This window comes from Psychrobacter sp. FDAARGOS_221 (genome assembly GCF_002313155.2).
In the GTDB taxonomy this organism is placed as follows: Bacteria; Pseudomonadota; Gammaproteobacteria; order Pseudomonadales; family Moraxellaceae; genus Psychrobacter.
Genome location: NZ_NWFK02000001.1, coordinates 1,267,883 through 1,284,937, shown reverse-complemented (window position 1 = coordinate 1,284,937; position 17,055 = coordinate 1,267,883). Strand labels below are relative to the sequence as shown.

At 44.2% G+C, this 17,055-nt stretch carries 10 protein-coding genes; 7 read left to right on the top strand and 3 right to left on the bottom strand.

The window, feature by feature from the left end; all coding sequences use genetic code 11:
• The first annotated feature begins 70 nt into the window (after positions 1 to 70).
• The 6 genes from A6J60_RS05355 to A6J60_RS05330 all read left to right on the top strand — a co-directional run bounded on the left by A6J60_RS05355 (position 71) and on the right by A6J60_RS05330 (position 11,350).
• Positions 71 to 1,210 carry a hypothetical protein gene (locus A6J60_RS05355; protein ID WP_096065056.1) on the top strand — a complete coding sequence of 380 codons (1,140 nt, stop codon included), beginning with the start codon at positions 71 to 73 and terminating at the stop codon, positions 1,208 to 1,210.
• A 912-nt stretch (positions 1,211 to 2,122) separates the two neighbouring features.
• Positions 2,123 to 6,682 carry a glutamate synthase large subunit gene (gene gltB / locus A6J60_RS05350; RefSeq protein ID WP_227526070.1) on the top strand — a complete coding sequence of 1,520 codons (4,560 nt, stop codon included), beginning with the start codon at positions 2,123 to 2,125 and terminating at the stop codon, positions 6,680 to 6,682.
• Between the two features lie 326 nt (positions 6,683 to 7,008).
• Positions 7,009 to 8,427, top strand: a complete 1,419-nt coding sequence (locus tag A6J60_RS05345) for an FAD-dependent oxidoreductase (protein WP_096065055.1) — start codon at positions 7,009 to 7,011, stop codon at positions 8,425 to 8,427.
• 393 nt (positions 8,428 to 8,820) lie between these two features.
• Complete coding sequence (locus A6J60_RS05340; RefSeq protein ID WP_096065054.1) at positions 8,821 to 9,465, top strand: carbonic anhydrase; 645 nt, start codon at positions 8,821 to 8,823, stop codon at positions 9,463 to 9,465.
• A 201-nt stretch (positions 9,466 to 9,666) separates the two neighbouring features.
• Positions 9,667 to 10,212, top strand: a complete 546-nt coding sequence (gene gloA / locus A6J60_RS05335) for a lactoylglutathione lyase (protein ID WP_096065053.1) — start codon at positions 9,667 to 9,669, stop codon at positions 10,210 to 10,212.
• A gap of 172 nt (positions 10,213 to 10,384) precedes the next feature.
• Positions 10,385 to 11,350, top strand: a complete 966-nt coding sequence (locus A6J60_RS05330; RefSeq protein ID WP_096065052.1) for a mechanosensitive ion channel family protein — start codon at positions 10,385 to 10,387, stop codon at positions 11,348 to 11,350.
• A 180-nt stretch (positions 11,351 to 11,530) separates the two neighbouring features.
• Here the strand turns inward: A6J60_RS05330 and A6J60_RS05325 are convergent, their stop codons facing one another.
• From A6J60_RS05325 to ribA, 3 genes are all read right to left on the bottom strand, one after another.
• Positions 11,531 to 11,983, bottom strand: coding sequence for a c-type cytochrome (locus A6J60_RS05325; RefSeq protein ID WP_096065051.1), 453 nt, complete (start codon positions 11,981 to 11,983; stop codon positions 11,531 to 11,533).
• Positions 11,984 to 12,128: 145 nt separating this feature from the next.
• Positions 12,129 to 13,121 (bottom strand): oxygen-dependent coproporphyrinogen oxidase, encoded by a 993-nt coding sequence (gene hemF / locus A6J60_RS05320; RefSeq protein WP_193778025.1) that lies wholly within the window; start codon positions 13,119 to 13,121, stop codon positions 12,129 to 12,131.
• Between the two features lie 67 nt (positions 13,122 to 13,188).
• Complete coding sequence (gene ribA / locus A6J60_RS05315; RefSeq protein ID WP_096065049.1) at positions 13,189 to 13,902, bottom strand: GTP cyclohydrolase II; 714 nt, start codon at positions 13,900 to 13,902, stop codon at positions 13,189 to 13,191.
• Between the two features lie 743 nt (positions 13,903 to 14,645).
• Here ribA and A6J60_RS05310 point away from each other — a divergent pair.
• Positions 14,646 to 16,880: a 1-deoxy-D-xylulose-5-phosphate synthase gene (locus A6J60_RS05310; RefSeq protein ID WP_264755589.1), complete on the top strand. Its 2,235-nt coding sequence runs from the start codon at positions 14,646 to 14,648 to the stop codon at positions 16,878 to 16,880.
• The last annotated feature ends 175 nt before the right edge of the window (positions 16,881 to 17,055 follow it).

Sequence of the window (17,055 nt, the reverse complement as noted above, 5' to 3'; positions counted from 1 at the left end):
ATGACGTGTGCGATAAATAGTCAAAACGTCTTAATTATATTCATATTTACCTTATTACTGGATTTGCTTTATGGCAATCACTCAAAGCCCCGCTTCAGATAAGCCTCATAAGTCACAAGTTAAAAAAAGCCGTGTTGTGGCCAGTATTTGGCTGATTATGGCCTTATTATCTGGTGCGGCAGCCTTAGCATTATGGATGTTCAGCTCAGCGCCAGCATTTGATAGTGAAGCACAACAAGAAGAAGAGCCGCCAGAGGTTGCTGCTTTTAATATTGCTCAAGTCACTGCAATTGATCAATTAGATGAGCTGAGTGCGGACGTGCATCCGATTTCGTTTGATGCTTTAATCCGTGACTTGCGTGACTATCCGCCAGAATTTAAAGATTCAACTTATCTGAAGAAAAACAAAGGTAAGTGGACACTTCAGGTGATGGATGTGTCAGAGCATGAGATCATCTCTGATTACTTAAACTCACGTGATGATAGAAAGAAATTTGCTTATTTCCGCTATCGCGACTCTGAGAATAAGCCACGTTATATCTTAACCTATGATGCGCTTAGCAGTGAGAAAGCAGCTCAAAAAGAGGCGTCATCGGTTGATTTTGAATTGCCTGCTAATGTACAGGTTATTCCAGAAAAGATGGACAGCTATCTTGATGTAATTGAAACTTATGAGCTGACAGGACCGATTAAAGACTTATCGAAAAACCGAGTCAGACAGGTGAAGTTACAACCGACAAAACGTGAGTTGGCTGCCCGTCGCCGTGCCAGCGAAGTTCGTCAGCAACAACAGCAGCAACAGCGCAATGAGGAAAGGGCGCGTCGTCAAAGATCAGAGCAAGAAACAGCTGAGCCGGCAACTGAGACCAATATTAGAACCTCAAATGACAGTAGTGATACACTTGCTGTTCAAGAGCAGCGCCGAGTTGTGGTCCCTGACAGTCAGCGTCAGTCTAATAATGACAATGCTAACAATAGTGAGCAGGCCCCTCGCGGCAATAATCAGCCTCAGCCTCCTGAAAGTCGAGGACCGGCAGCAGGCAGAGAAAATCAGAATGCAGAGAAGCCAAGGGCCGAGCCTGTTGAGCCTAAAAAGCCACAAGAGAAGCCTAAAGCAGCTGATAATGCTCAAAAACCTGCCAACGCTGGGACAGCAAACAATGCTGAAGTTGATCAAATCAAACAGTTGATTGAAGAGAAGACACAGTAATGAATCAAGTCAGATTGAGTGGGTTGCAACAGGCGCAAATTGTGTTTGGCGCCAGTGTACAGGCGCAATTTGGCTAACGAGTCACTAAAGGCATTCTGTTAATCACAGGGTGTCTTTTTTTATACCTGATGCATTATTTTTAATACGCTAAGCACTCAAAACTGTAGACTTGATAATGGCTTAGCTAACAGTTGCTCACTGAGAAAAACTGACTCGGTCATTAAATTTCACTAGATTTTGTAGTTATGTTTCTCTAATATGGAACAAGTGATGTTTAGCAACATTATCACAGGTATTTTTTTAATTGATGGTTTAATGGATAGTAAAGTGGGATTTTTTCTACCCAATAAACGTGTTGTTTGAGTGGCTAACGGCTACTGTTGTTTTTTAACGAGTAACCCTTTAACGAGAAATCTTTTAATAAGTTGCCTTTAGTTAATTAATAGCAGTGAGTTAGTGACTTTATCAATATCGATGCGCTGGTCAGAATTTTTAACGTTTTTATTCTGATTGAGATGGCATTGGTTGGCAGATAGGACCGATCGACTATTTAAATTTTATCTAGCAAACTTAAGTGCTCATCTCATTATTTTGACCCTGATTTTTGATTGTGGTTTCCTATTTATATCAATCAGTAACTTAGCAATACAGAATCAAAAAAGCGCCAAAAAACGTATAGTCATCGAAGATAGAACCAAGTTAATACTTCTCATCTTCATTTTTTGGCTTACTCCACAACGCAGTAATGACGTCTATGATGTACGGTGTTTGGTTTAAATGTCTTAAGTGTTAAGCCTATCCTACTTAACTGAAATTAAGACAGTAAACCCGATCATCTGACTGAGTCATACTGCATATTTAGAACTCTCATTTAGTGGTGCAATTAGGCACTGCATAAATAAAGGACATGCCATGACCCAGACTTTTTTAGCCAATCCTACCCCCTCTCATTCAAATTCAGCCACCAACTATCCTGACAGCAAACCTCCTCATAACACCTCGATTGACACCTCCATTACTGACAACACTACCTATCTTGCTTCACCAGAAGACTTCTCAGACAACTGTGGTTTTGGTCTGGTTGCTCATATTGAAGGTAAGCCAAGTCACCATTTGGTAAAAACCGCGATTCACAGTCTTAGCTGTATGACTCACCGTGGTGGTGTTGCTGCTGATGGCAAAACAGGTGACGGTTGCGGCTTATTATTAGCCAAACCAGTAGACTTCTTTAATACAGTGGCAAATGAGCTTGGTTTTGAACTGGGCGAAAACTTTGCCGTTGGTATGGTATTTTTAAATCTGGATGACGAGTTAGCGACACACAGTCAACAGGTTCTAGATAAAGAAGTGGCTGCTCAAGGTTTGACGGTGGCAGGCTGGCGTGATGTGCCGGTTGATTTATCGATTGTTGGTGAAATTGCGCGTGAAACCTTGCCACAATTTAAGCAAATCTTTGTTAATGCACCAGATGAGTTAAGTGCAGAAGATTTTAACCGCAAACTGTATGTAGCGCGCAAAAAAGCAGAGTTAGCATTAACTGAAGATCCCTTATTTTATGTGACGTCACTGAGCTGTCAGACTGTTATTTATAAAGGTCTGATGATGCCAGCAGATTTACCGACCTTCTATAGTGACTTGCAAGACAGTCGTTTGCAGTCACATATTGTGGTATTCCACCAACGCTTCTCAACCAACACCTTACCGCGTTGGCCACTGGCTCAGCCATTCCGCTATTTGGCACACAATGGTGAATTAAACACCATTACTGCCAACCGTAACTGGTCTGTAGCACGTACGCCTAAGCTTGAAACTGATAAATTACCAGAAATCACTGAGCTGCATCCGTTGGTCAACCGTACTGGATCAGACTCATCGAGCTTGGATAATATGCTTGAGGTGCTTATCTCTGGCGGTATGAGCTTATTCCATGCGATGTCAATTCTAGTGCCGCCTGCTTGGCAGAACGTTGACAGTATGGATATGGACTTACGTGCGTTTTATGAGTTTTACTCACAGCACATGGAGCCATGGGATGGGCCGGCAGGTCTGGTGATTCAAGATGGCCGTTATGCGGTATGTATGCTTGATCGAAACGGCTTGCGTCCATCACGCTGGGTAACTACCAAAAATGGTTATATCACAGTGGCCTCGGAAGTTGGGGTGTGGGACTATGATCCAGACGATGTGATTGCCAAAGGTCGCGTCGGACCGGGCCAAATGCTGGTGATTGACACCTTAAATGGCGAAGTACTTGATGATCAGATTATTAGTAATCGTCTGAAGAAAGCGCATCCTTATCGCAAATGGTTGCGTGAAGAAGCCACTCGTATTCGTGATAGCGAACAAGCTGAAGAAAAACTGCTTGAGAAAGGCGTGCGTGGTGAGCCGTTAAAAGCATTGCAAAAAATGTTCAACATCACCAATGAAGAACGCACTGAAATCATCCGCCCTAATGCTGAAAATGGCCAAGAGCCAGTCGGCTCAATGGGCGATGATACGCCAGTGGCTGTACTGTCAAAGCAAGTGCGCAATGTGGCCGACTTCTTCCGTCAACAGTTTGCGCAAGTGACCAACCCACCGATTGATCCATTACGTGAATCGATTGTAATGTCATTGCAAACCTGCTTGGGTGCAGAAACCAACATTTTTACCCCGACACCACGTGATGCGCACCGTATTATCTTATCGTCGCCTGTGCTGTCACCGAGCAAGATGCAGCAGATTGAGGCGCTAGATGATCCTGCCTTTTTACATCAGCGTATCGACATCAACTATGATGAGTCGCTGACTTTAGATGCGGCTATTCAGCAAATTTGTGAGCAAGTAGAGCAGGCGGTTAATGATGGCAACACCATCATTATCTTGTCAGATAAGGGCATTGAAAAAGGTAAATTACCGGCTAATGCCATTCTGGTAACCGGTGCTGTGCATCACTATTTAATCGAAAAAGGCTTGCGTACTGACGCTAACTTAATTATTGAAACTGGTGTCGCACGTGATTCACATCAAGTGGCGGTATTGATTGGCTTTGGTGCCACCTGTGTTTATCCTTATTTGGCTTACGATGTGATTGCTGACCTAGTTGCCTCAGGTGAGCTGTTAGGTGATCCATTACAAGCGCGTGCCAACTTCCGTAAGGGCCTAGATAAGGGTTTATTAAAAATCTTATCGAAAATGGGTATTTCTACCATTGTCTCTTACCGTGGCGCTCAGTTGTTTGAAGCCGTCGGCTTATCGGAAGAAATCGTTGAGATGTGCTTTAAAGGGGTACAAAGCCGTATCAAAGGCGCTACCTTTGCCGACTTGGCACATGATCAAACTTTATTAGCAAAAAATGCTTTTAGTCGTCGCACACCGCTGGATCAAGGCGGGATGCTGAAGTTCGTATTTAACAAAGAATATCATGCGTTTAATCCAGACGTTATTAACACCTTGCACAAAGCAGTACGCACCGGTGACTTTGAAAACTACCGTGAGTATGCGGCACTAGTAAATAACCGCCCAGTGGCGACACTGCGTGATTTATTAAAATTAAAATCAGGCAATGGCATTGATATCGATGAGGTTGAAGGCATCGAGGACATCTTACCTCGATTTGACTCTGCCGGTATGTCACTTGGTGCACTATCACCAGAGGCACACGAAGCGATTGCTATGGCGATGAATACCATTGGCGGGCGCTCAAACTCAGGGGAGGGCGGTGAAGACCCAACCCGTTACGGCACCATGCGTAACTCAAAAATCAAACAGGTTGCTTCTGGCCGCTTTGGGGTCACGCCTGCTTACTTGCGCTCCGCTCAAGTGATGCAAATTAAAGTGGCCCAAGGCGCAAAACCTGGTGAAGGCGGACAGCTGCCTGGCGGTAAAGTGAACTCACTAATTGCACGCCTGCGCTATTCCGTACCTGGGGTGACGTTAATTTCGCCTCCACCGCATCATGATATTTATTCTATTGAAGATTTGGCGCAGCTGATTTTTGACTTAAAACAAGTCAATCCAGAAGCGTTAGTATCTGTTAAATTGGTATCACGTCCAGGCGTCGGTACTATCGCTACCGGTGTTGCAAAAGCTTACGCTGACTTGATTACTATCTCAGGTTATGACGGCGGTACGGCAGCCTCACCTTTATCTTCTATTCACCATGCCGGCTCTCCTTGGGAGCTAGGCCTGGCAGAAGCGCATCAATCGCTACGCGTTAATGGCCTACGTGACAAAGTCCGTATGCAAACCGATGGTGGTCTAAAGACCGGTCTTGATGTGGTGAAAGCTGCAATCTTAGGCGCAGAAAGCTTTGGCTTTGGTACCACGCCGATGATTGCGGTAGGTTGTAAATACTTACGTATTTGTCACTTAAACAACTGTCCAACAGGTGTGGCAACTCAGCAAGCACGCTTACGTGATGAGCACTTCATTGGCGAAGCAGAGATGCTGATCAACTTCTTTAAATTCATTGCGACAGAAACACGTGAGTGGTTGGCTTTCCTAGGTGTCCGTAGCATGGAAGAGCTGGTTGGTCGTACTGATCTGTTAGAGTTACTAGAAGGTACCACTGATAAGCAGCGTAACTTAGATTTATCGCCATTATTACGCAGCCATCCTGCTGCTGAAGGCAAACCACAAACTTGCCAAGTTGAGCGCAATGAGCCATTTGATAAAGGCTTATTGGCAGAAAAAATGGTCGATGACATGATTGTCGCCATTCGCCAAGGTCAAGGCGGTACTTACAGCTATCAAGTGGGTAACTGTGACCGCTCAATTGGTGCAAGACTGTCTGGTGAGATTGCGCAAGTATGGGGCAACCTAGGTATGTCAGACATGCCAATCAAGTTGCATCTAGCCGGTACTGCAGGTCAAAGCTTGGGCGTTTGGAATGCCGGTGGTCTTAACATTGAGCTTGAAGGTGATGCCAACGACTATGTCGGTAAAGGTATGGCCGGCGGTGAGATTGTGATTTATCCGCCAAAAGAATCTACCTTTGCTTCGCAGCACACCGCCATTATTGGGAACACCTGTTTGTATGGTGCGACCGGTGGTAAGCTGTATGCTTCAGGTACAGCCGGTGAGCGTTTTGCAGTACGTAACTCAGGGGCGCATGCTGTCATTGAAGGGGTTGGTGATCACTGCTGTGAGTATATGACAGGCGGTGTGGTGACTGTTCTGGGTAAAACGGGCCTTAACTTTGGTGCCGGTATGACAGGCGGTTTTGCCTTTGTATTAGACTTAGACAATACCTTCTTTGACCGCTGTAACCATGAGCTGATTGATTTGCATCGTATCTCGAGTGAGCAAACGGAAGAGCACCGTATTTACTTGAAGCAAATCATCGAAAATCATGTCGAAAAAACAGGCAGTGCTTGGGGACGTCAAATTTTGGCAGACTTCGAACACTACGTGCGTAAAGTATTCTTAGTGAAACCAAAAGCTGCCAATATGGCTTCTTTATTACACAGCACCACAGCAGATCCGCAGTAGTAATAATGCAGTAGTAGTAACAGCAATACTCCGGCAACTGCTCAGCTATAACCAGCCAGATATCGATTATAGGGCTGGCTGGTTAATAGCCAAGCAACTGTTTATAGCTAAATAATAGATAGTTCGACACTGATAGGATTGAACAACAGCAGCTATCAATCCCCCAAATATATTTTGTCCAAGTGAGGCAGTAACCCCTCTTGTGGCAGGTATTGTAGGCAGCAATAACCAGCAGCAAATCACATTATTACCGGTTAGTGATAACTACCTTATGATCTGCCTGACTGACATCACCTACGATACCAACTTAAGGAGACAATACTCTAATGAAGCGTATTAATAACAACTTTCAGTTCTTAGATGTACCCCGCCGTGAGCCTGAAAAAAAGGACATCGTAACCCGTTCTACTGAGTTTGTAGAAATTTATACGCCGTTTGAATCGTCAGAAGCGGCGCAACAGGCGCATCGCTGTCTTGAATGTGGTAACCCTTACTGTGAATGGAAATGTCCAGTACATAACTATATTCCAAACTGGTTAAAGCTGGCGACCGAGGGTCAAATTTTCCAAGCCGCTGAACTGTGCCATCGCACCAACACCTTACCTGAAGTATGTGGTCGCGTGTGCCCACAAGATAGATTGTGTGAAGGCGCCTGTACCTTAAATGATGGCTTTGGCGCAGTTACCATCGGTAATGTTGAAAAGTACATTAATGACACCGCCTTTGCATTAGGTTGGCGTCCTGATATGAGCGATGTGCAGTGGACAGACAAGAAAGTCGCCATCATCGGTGCCGGCCCTGCTGGTCTTGGCTGTGCAGACATCTTAGTCCGCGCCGGTGTTAAACCCATCGTATTTGACAAACGTCCTGAAATTGGCGGTCTGTTAACCTTTGGTATTCCAGAATTTAAAATGGAAAAATCGGTGATGCGTAATCGCCGTGAAGTCTTTGAAGGCATGGGGGTTGAGTTTCGCTTAAACACCGAAATTGGTAAAGACGTCACCATCGACGAGCTACTTGAAGAGTACGACGCCATCTTTATGGGTATGGGCACCTATACTTATATGCGGGGCGGTTATCCTGGTGAAGAGCTTAACGGTGTCTATGATGCATTGGACTACTTGATTGCCAACGTCAACCGCTGTAATAACTGGGAAACCAATCCAGAAGAGTATATTAATCTAAAAGACAAAAAGGTTGTGGTACTGGGCGGTGGTGATACCGCTATGGACTGTAACCGTACCGCGATCCGTCAAGGCTCTGAACGTGTGGTTTGTGCTTATCGTCGTGATGAAGCCAATATGCCAGGGTCATTACGTGAAGTAAAAAATGCCAAGGAAGAGGGAGTTGAGTTCTTATTTAACCGTCAACCCACTCAGATTGTAGGCTTAAATGGGCAAGTAACAGGCGTTAAAGTGGTGACCACTCAGCTGGGTCAGCCTGACAACAGAGGCCGTCAACGTCCTGAACCGATTCCAAACTCAGAAGAGATTATTGAGTGTGATGCGGTCATCATGGCATTTGGTTTCCGCCCAAGTCCTGCCGATTGGTTTGCGTTAGCAGATATTGGCTTAGATGATTCTGGTCGTGTGTTGGCAGCAGAGGAACAAACCTATAAGTTCCAGACCAAAAATCCAAAAATCTTCGCTGGCGGTGATATGGTACGTGGTTCGGATCTGGTAGTGACTGCTATCTGGGAAGGGCGTGAAGCCGCTAAAGGTATCCTCGACTATTTAGAAGTTTAGGGGCTTGGTTTAGAGGTTTATTGTAGATACAGACTTTAATGCCTATTCGTTTTTAATAGTTAGTTTTTAATAGCTTTTTGATAGGTGACTGAAACCTACGTTTGTTTCAGCGCCTAAAGATAGATTATAAAATGCTCTTGAATTTAAGCGTTCGATAATGCTTTGGTTCAAGGGCATTTTTTTGTCAAAATGATTAACAAATTGCCAAGTCCATACTACTAAGCGATGCGTCAATTGTGGAAGCTATGTAAATCAGACGTCAATAACGGCAGCGTGTACTGGCGGTTATGTTAAAATTAGCCAGAATTGGAAACATGGGATTCTGAGTACAACAGAGCCTGATGTTATATTCACCACAATAATAAAATAACAATTAGCTAAGAGAACACGATTATGAGCTCACAACCGAAATTAGACCGACCCACTTCTGGCGAAGAAGCGCTGCAGTGGTTAAAAACAGGCAATAAACGCTATGTCAAAAACTTACTAGAGTCAGAAAAACTTGAAAACCGATTAAATTTGATTGATGAGCAAGATCCATTTGCCATTATTTTGGGTTGCTCCGATGCGCGTGTGCCTGTTGAGATCGTGTTTGACCAAGGTTTGGGTGATTTGTTTGTGATTCGAGTGGCAGGTAATATTGTGGCTCCGTCACAAATTGGCTCGATTGAATTTGCGGTAGAGAAGTTTGGCACCCGTTTGGTCGTGGTATTGGGTCATTCACATTGCGGCGCTGTGACGGCTTGTGTTGAGGCGTTGATTAATCCTGAGCAGTATTACACCCCAAATCTACAGTCTATCGTTGATCGTATTCGCCCCAGTGTCTATAACTTACATGAGTTAGCGACCGCTACCGGTGCGGATATTGACGCGCAAGAGCTGATTGACCGCTCTATTAGTGCCAATGTGCGCATGTCAGTGAGCCAGTTAAAGCATGGATCTCGTTTGCTAGAAGATATGCATCGTAGCGGTGAGCTGTTGATTGTCGGCGCAGAGTATAACTTGGCCACCGGCGAAGTTGAGTTCTTAGAAGACTAGCATCAGCAGGGATGGGGTTTGAAATTATAATATTTAGGCCCATCTATTCTATAAGGCAGTCAGTGTTGTGGCTTTTGTTGATTGATTGAATGATTGATTTATAAATGATTGGTTTATAAGCGTTGTCTCAAAAGCTATTTACAGATAAATCTTAACGTTTAAAAAGTTTGTCATAAACAGTCTTAAAAAAAGGAAATAATAATGTCTAATACTCATATTGAACAGCCAAAAAATGCAGTAGCGGTTGAGGGTGTGAAGCCTATTGCTTCTGCGACCAATGGTTTTACTTTTAACCACACCATGTTACGTGTTAAAGATCCAAAAGCGTCGTTAGAGTTTTATACCGGCATTTTGGGCATGACTTTATTGGCGGTCAAAAAATTTCCAGAAATGGAATTTGATTTATACTTCTTAGCTAAATTGACTGATGAAGAGCGTGAAAGCCTGCCAGCCGATGAAGACTTGGCGATTTATACTTTCCGTCAGCGTGGTATCCTAGAGCTAACCCATAACTATGGTACTGAGAACCAAGCTGACTTTAGTTATCACGATGGTAATGCGCAGCCTCAAGGCTTTGGTCACATCTGCTTTAGCGTACCAAACTTAGAGCAGGCAGTGGCTTGGTTTGATCAAAATCAAGTTGAGTTTAAAAAACGCCCAGAAGATGGCAAGATGAAAAACATTGCGTTTATCAAAGATGTTGATGGCTATTGGATTGAAATCGTTCAAGCTGACCTAATGGGTTAATAGTCGTTAATACAGTCACTGCATGAATCAGGTACTGTATAAATTAGGCAGCATTAGATGTTAAACAATGAGTGTTAACGTCTAATGCTGCTTTTTTATCGCCTAAATTTGTGTTTTAATTTTATCAATCAGCTCAAGTTAGACACACCATTCAACGTTACAGGAAGCTACTATGCCAGACCCGAGTGTCACCGAAAAAGTCAGTGAAAAAATTACCGAGTATCAGACCATTGCCTCGACTGCCAATGGCATGATTGATGATTTCATGGCCAGAGTCCCTTACTTTATTGTGGCTATTGCGGTAATGCTGGTGTTTTGGTTGTTGGCCATTATTTTCAAAAAAGTGGTTAGCAAACTGCTGTCCAAAAGTCATACTCACCGTAATCTGGTGCGGGTATTTCAGCGCATTGGCGGCAGTTTAATCTTCTTTATCGGCTTTATGGTGGCCATGGTCATTGCCATACCAGGATTTACGCCCTCTAAACTGGTTGGCGCCTTGGGTATCGGGTCAGTAGCCATCGGTTTTGCTTTCAAAGATATTTTTCAAAACCTATTGTCAGGCATTTTGTTGTTATTATCTGAGCCCTTTAGAATAGGCGATCAGATTATTTCAGGCGATTACGAGGGTACGGTAGAGGACATCAAGGTACGTGCAACCGCCATCCGAACTTATGATGGTAGAAAGGTGGTTATCCCTAATGCGCAGCTGTACACCGGTGCGTTGACAGTGAATACCGCATACAGCCGCCGCCGCTTGGAAGTGAGCGTTGGTATTGGCTATGACGATGATATTCGCAAAGCCTGTGAGGCCATATTGGCAGCATTGGATGACTCGCCAAGCGTGTCACGTCGAGCCGAACCCTCAGTGATCGCGACTGGGTTTGGCGACTCAAGTATTGATCTAAAAGTACGCTGGTATATTGATGATGGGGCACAAACTTATAAGGTTGCCTCGATACATGAGGTGATTGTGGCTGTGAAAGATCATTTAGACGCCGCTGGTATCTCTATTCCGTTCCCGATACGTACGTTAGATTTCAGTGATGGCTCTGCAGAAGCGGTTGCCGAAAAGATGGTTGAGTGGCAAAAGGAGCGCAAAGTACAGCCAAAAGCTGATGTTGATAGTTCTAAGCGCTAAGTCTTAAACGCTAATTGATAAATGTTATTGGCAAATCATAAATATCAAAAACCCCCGTTAAGGATAACGGGGGTTTTGGTTTTTTTATCGCATTATGGCATCGAATTATTAAACAATTGTGGCACTGTGTTTAACGACTGATGACGTCTTCTAACGCGAGTGTGCTTACTGCTTTAAGCGCTAGTCTTTTGGTGCCTTAAAGTTCTCGTGGCATGACTTACAGCCGTCGCCTAACGCATTAAATGCAGGCATAATCTCATCTGCTGAGGTGGCATTTTGAGCGACCATGTTAAGCTCAGTGGCTGCTTGTTGATAGTTAGCAATGGCTGATTTAAAGCCTTCTGGATCACCCCAAACTGCCTCAGAAGCACCGCCCATGTCCTGACTGTCTGAAAAGTTGCTCCAAGGGCTTTCTGAGTTTTCTGCTAAGAAGGCTGTTTCTTTTTGAACAGCGGCTAAGTCAAAGTTTTCTGTGTCTTTTAATAGGTTCTCGACTTGATCTTTAGCGTCTTTCCAGTTTTTCATGTCGTCTTGACGGGCGCTAACTTGCTCACTTTGACCGCCACTGCTACAAGCAGCTAAGGTTAAGCTAATGGGAAGTAGGGTGGCTAGCAATAATGGTTTTAGTTGCATGGCTAAATCCTTTTTAGTTGTTGTAAAGACAATTAGAGAGGGAAGTTATTAGTAGCCAATATGCTCATTAGCTACTCACTAAAAGTATTTCCCGCTCATATTATCACAACTTGTTTAAAAGCTCATTAATCACAAATAATCGATGCTAGCTTTGGCTTAAATTTAACCAGTCTTTAGGGGTTAAGTAAAAGTCAGTGAGCTCATACTCAGGGGTGCCAGGCTCTGGTTCATAGCGGTACTGCCAGCCTGTTAAAGGTGGTAAGCTAACCAAGATAGACTCAATGCGGCCCTTACTTTGTAAGCCAAACAAGGTGCCTCTGTCATAGACTAAGTTATATTCAACATAGCGGCCACGACGATACAATTGGAACGCACGTTGCTGTTCGGTCACCGATGTGTTTTTGCGCTTGTCAAAGATGGGTAAGATGCCGTCTAGATAACCTTGGCCAACCGCCTGCATAAACTCAAAGCATTGTTGGAAGCTCCAACCACGACTTTGGGTATTGACATCATCATAGAATAAGCCGCCAACACCGCGCTGTTCATCGCGGTGAGGCAGATAGAAGTAGTTGTCACACCATCTTTTGAATTCAGGATAGACGTCGTCGCCAAAAGGCGCACATAAATCATGACACACTTGATGCCAATGCACACAATCTTCTAATACCGGATAAAAAGGGGTCAAATCAAAGCCGCCGCCAAACCACCAGATAGGATCTTCACCTTCTTTTTCAGCCACGAACAAACGCACATTGGCGTGACTGGTAGGTACATGTGGATTACGAGGGTGCACTACCAAAGAGACGCCCATCGCTTGTGCTTTACGACCCGCAATTTCTGGATGACGTGCAGTCGCAGAAGCAGGCAGGTTGTTAATATGGATGTGGCTAAACATGACGCCGGCTTTTTCGATGACTTCACCATCAGCCATCACACAGGAGCGACCGCCGCCGCCTTCAGGACGTTCCCAGTCATCTGCAATAAAGGTAGCTGAGCCACCGCCATCTGCTTCTTGCTGCTCTAACGCTTGGCAAATGCTGGCTTGTAGCTGTACCAAAAACTGACGAACGTTTGCAATATCTTGGCCACTTGGTGGATGTTTATCGTCAAAAGTTGGGTTGTCATGTTGTGAGGTCATATACAGCTCCATTGGTGTTGGCTTTTAGCGTTTGAAGTACAGGAAGTACAGTGGGTTTGACCCTATTTTATTGTTCAGAAATAGGCTTGAACGAGTGTGAGCTAATATCTTGAGCCAAGTGATGACCCATACGCTCACGCTTGGTTACTAGATAATCTAGGTTATGCGGATTGAGGCCAACCACTAAGGGCACACGTTCAACCACTTCAAAACCCAAATCTTCAAGATAGCTTAGTTTGTCAGGATTGTTGGTCATTAGGCGCAGCTTGGTAATACCGACGTGATCCAACATCGGCTTACACATCTCATAGGTGCGAGCATCTGCTGGCAGGCCTAACAGTAGGTTGGCATCAAGGGTATCATGGCCTTGATCTTGTAGGGCATAAGCACGAATCTTGTTAGTCAGCCCAATACCTCGGCCTTCTTGACGCAGGTATAATATAGCGCCGCAACCTTCCGCCTGAATCGCCTGCATAGTGGCGTTTAACTGTGGACCGCAATCACACTTTAAAGAAGAAAAGGCATCGCCGGTTAAGCATTCAGAATGAATACGAACCAGTGGCGGCTTCTGATTGGCATTACTGGTCGACTCAGCGGCCGAGGTTTCTGTGGCTGCTGAGGTGTCTGTCTGAGGTAAGCCACAGGTCAGCATCACATGCTCTTGCTGATCAGCGTTTTCGAAAACGTGAATCTCAAACTCGCCGTGAGCGGTGGGCAACTTTGCCTTACTAACAAACTGGTAGGGCGATGGACTGGTGTTTTTAGTGGATTGTTGAGACATTACAGACCTAAAGAGTCATATTCGTGAATAAGGTTGGGGTTCGGTTTATCATTTAATAAACAACAGGGCACACAACGTAATAGATAACATTTGTGGACTTATTACATAGAAAATTCACACAGCGAACAGGATGAATAAGGCGCTAAATGAAAAAAAATGCTATTATGCCATACTCTCGTTCTTGATACAGTGTTAGCTACAGGTCAGCTCAGTGAACTGAATGGCAATAAATACAAGATAAGTCATAAAAATACAGCCGTATTATCGTGGCGATAGTAGCAAAACAATAGCATTTAGACAGCAGTTATCTGGTAAAGATTATAACCTATCCCAGATAGATAAATGACGGTAAATAGCGAAATATCAAGAGTGGCAAGTAAGACTGTGTAAATAAAAAAGCGGATATTCGTTTTTATCTGTGCAGAAGATGCGCAGGTCTGATATCGTATAAATTGGCCTATAATAATAAAATGCTGGGTTATATTTAGCACGCAGACATATTATTTTTACCCATATTCACTCACATTGATGCTATAACTATCGGTTAAATCCATCCAATAGACAGCGTCTATATACTAAGATTAGTAGGTTTTGTAAGGTCTATGCAGCAAAATTCAAACTCAACTACGCCCAAGCCTGCGCCCTCGCAACAAGTGGATTCACTTTCTGAAGACGCACGTTCAGTAGATAGCCTATCGCAAGATACGTCATCTACTGCAGCTACGTCATCTGCTGTAGGTATTATGTCTGCTGATAGCGGCAATGAAAAGGCGTCGGCTTCGATGCGCATGTTTAGTCAGATTCCTGCATCGCGCCCTGCCACGCCTTTGCTTGATAGCATAGATTCTCCTGCCGACTTAAAATCTCTAGACACCAAGCAGCTATTAACGCTTGCTGATGAGCTGCGTGAATACCTATTGTATTCAGCTGGTCAGAGCGGTGGGCATTTTGGTGCTAATTTAGGGGTGGTTGAATTGACCATAGCCCTGCATTACGTTTTAAATGCGCCCGATGATAAATTAGTTTGGGATGTTGGGCATCAAGCTTACGCCCATAAAGTGCTAACCGGTCGCCGTGATCTAATATCAACCATCCGCTCTAAAGATGGACTGACCGCTTTCCCAGAGCGCCAAGAGTCAGAATATGACACCTTTGGCGTTGGACATTCTTCAACCTCTATTTCTGCTGGATTAGGCATGAGTCTTGCCTTGCGTCATTTAGGTAAGCAGTCAACGGTTGCTTGCGTTATCGGTGATGGTGCGATGACAGGCGGTATGGCATTTGAAGCTATGAATGATGCCGTACAACAGGATGCCGACATCATCGTTGTACTCAATGACAATGATATGTCCATCTCTCAAGCCACTGGTGGGTTCTCAAAGCATTTAGCAGTCTTATGGCAGCGTGGTCTTGCTATTGATATCGATAAATCTGGCAATCCTGTATTAACCAAACGTGCTATTGACAGTGCTGATAAGCGCTTCCGTCACTATGTGCATATGGCTAATGGGGCAATTAATGATTGGTCAGCACGCATTCCTAATAAAATCATTTCAAAGATCGCCAAACAATTTGCCGAAGGGGTCATGCCACGCCCAAGTGATTTTGAAGGTTTGCCTGATAAAATTGCTAATAAAATCGTAGATGACTTATTTGCTGACAACTTATTCAAAGCCATTGGTTTTCAGTATTTTGGCCCCTTTGATGGTCATGATGTGGTTAAGTTGACTCAAGTATTTGAGCGTGCCAAAAAATTAAAAGGCCCAGTACTGGTTCATGTACATACAGTTAAAGGCAAAGGCTTTGTACCTGCAGAGGCTGACCCCGTTGGCTATCATGCCATTAGCAAATTACCCAAGCAGACAGAAGAAAGCAGTTCTGTCAATGATAAACCTAAAGCAGAGAAGGAAACTGATAAAGCTTCTGCCCAGCCAAATCATAAAAAGAAATACTCTCAAGTTTTTGGTGAGTTTATTTGCGACAAAGCAGCGACAGATAACAACCTTATGGCCATTACTCCTGCTATGGAGGAAGGCTCTGGTATGACTGAGTTTGCAGCTCAATATCCAGATCAGTTCTTTGATGTGGCTATTGCAGAGCAGCATGCAGTGACTGTCGCAGGTGGTATGGCTACCCAAGGTGTGAAGCCTATTGTTGCGATTTATTCAACCTTCCTGCAACGCGGTTACGACCAGCTTATTCACGATGTGGCATTACAGAATCTTGATGTAATGTTTGCGATTGATCGTGCCGGCCTAGTCGGTGAAGATGGTGCAACGCATGCTGGCGTGTTCGACTTGGCTTATATGCGCTGTGTGCCAAATATGGTTATTGCGGTTCCTAAAGATGAAAACGAATGCTATCAATTACTCAATACTTGTTATGAGTACAAAGGGGTAACAGCTGTTCGCTATCCTAGAGGGACCGGTTCAGGTGCGCCTATTCAAAAGCCTGCTCAGCTGTATGACGTTGGTCAAGCAGTTATAGAAGCTGTTTATCATCCCGAAAGTCGCGACAATTTAATCGACGAAGTTGCAGACGCTTCTGAAAATCGTAAACCCATAAAAATGGCTTTATTGGCATTCGGTCCGATTGTGGAAACAGCACATGATGTGGCGAAGCAGTTAATCGAAGCTGATGCAGCAACATCCAATGAAAAGCCACGTATTAGCGAAATCAGTGTTGCCAATATGCGCTGGGTGAAGCCACTAGATACTCAGCTGATCGATACGCTTATAGCGGATGGTTACACACACTTAATCACTTTAGAAGAACACGTCATCATGGGCGGTGCGGGCAGCGCAGTCAATGAGTATGTGGTCAATCAAAATCTCTCAGAGGCAAATGATCGAGTAAAACTGCACAATATTGGTATTACTGATGCCTTCATTGCGCATGGCAGTCATGATGAGCAGCTTGCTGATTGTGGGTTAGATGTCGCTGGCATCACTGCACAATTACGCAGTCTTATCGCTTAGCTGAGTGCCTTTTAATGTGGAATCTTATAGCGTGGTGTCGTTATCAATCACCACGCTACTTCAAATCAACCTCTTTAACCAACAAACTGACAACTTAATAGATAGCGAGTTTAGTTGTCTCTTTTTAAATTAACGCTCCCTTGGCTAATAATAACAGCTGAGTTTTTAACCGCTT

Bases quoted from the DNA above. Each gene is read 5' to 3' on its own strand.
- A6J60_RS05340 (WP_096065054.1), top strand. From the start codon at position 8,821: ATGAGCTCACAACCGAAATTAGACCGACCCACTTCTGGCGAAGAAGCG.
- A6J60_RS05330 (WP_096065052.1), top strand. From the start codon at position 10,385: ATGCCAGACCCGAGTGTCACCGAAAAAGTCAGTGAAAAAATTACCGAG.
- A6J60_RS05345 (WP_096065055.1), top strand. From the start codon at position 7,009: ATGAAGCGTATTAATAACAACTTTCAGTTCTTAGATGTACCCCGCCGT.
- ribA (WP_096065049.1), bottom strand. From the start codon at position 13,902: ATGTCTCAACAATCCACTAAAAACACCAGTCCATCGCCCTACCAGTTT.
- A6J60_RS05355 (WP_096065056.1), top strand. From the start codon at position 71: ATGGCAATCACTCAAAGCCCCGCTTCAGATAAGCCTCATAAGTCACAA.
- gloA (WP_096065053.1), top strand. From the start codon at position 9,667: ATGTCTAATACTCATATTGAACAGCCAAAAAATGCAGTAGCGGTTGAG.
- A6J60_RS05325 (WP_096065051.1), bottom strand. From the start codon at position 11,983: ATGCAACTAAAACCATTATTGCTAGCCACCCTACTTCCCATTAGCTTA.
- hemF (WP_193778025.1), bottom strand. From the start codon at position 13,121: ATGACCTCACAACATGACAACCCAACTTTTGACGATAAACATCCACCA.
- gltB (WP_227526070.1), top strand. From the start codon at position 2,123: ATGACCCAGACTTTTTTAGCCAATCCTACCCCCTCTCATTCAAATTCA.
- A6J60_RS05310 (WP_264755589.1), top strand. From the start codon at position 14,646: ATGTCTGCTGATAGCGGCAATGAAAAGGCGTCGGCTTCGATGCGCATG.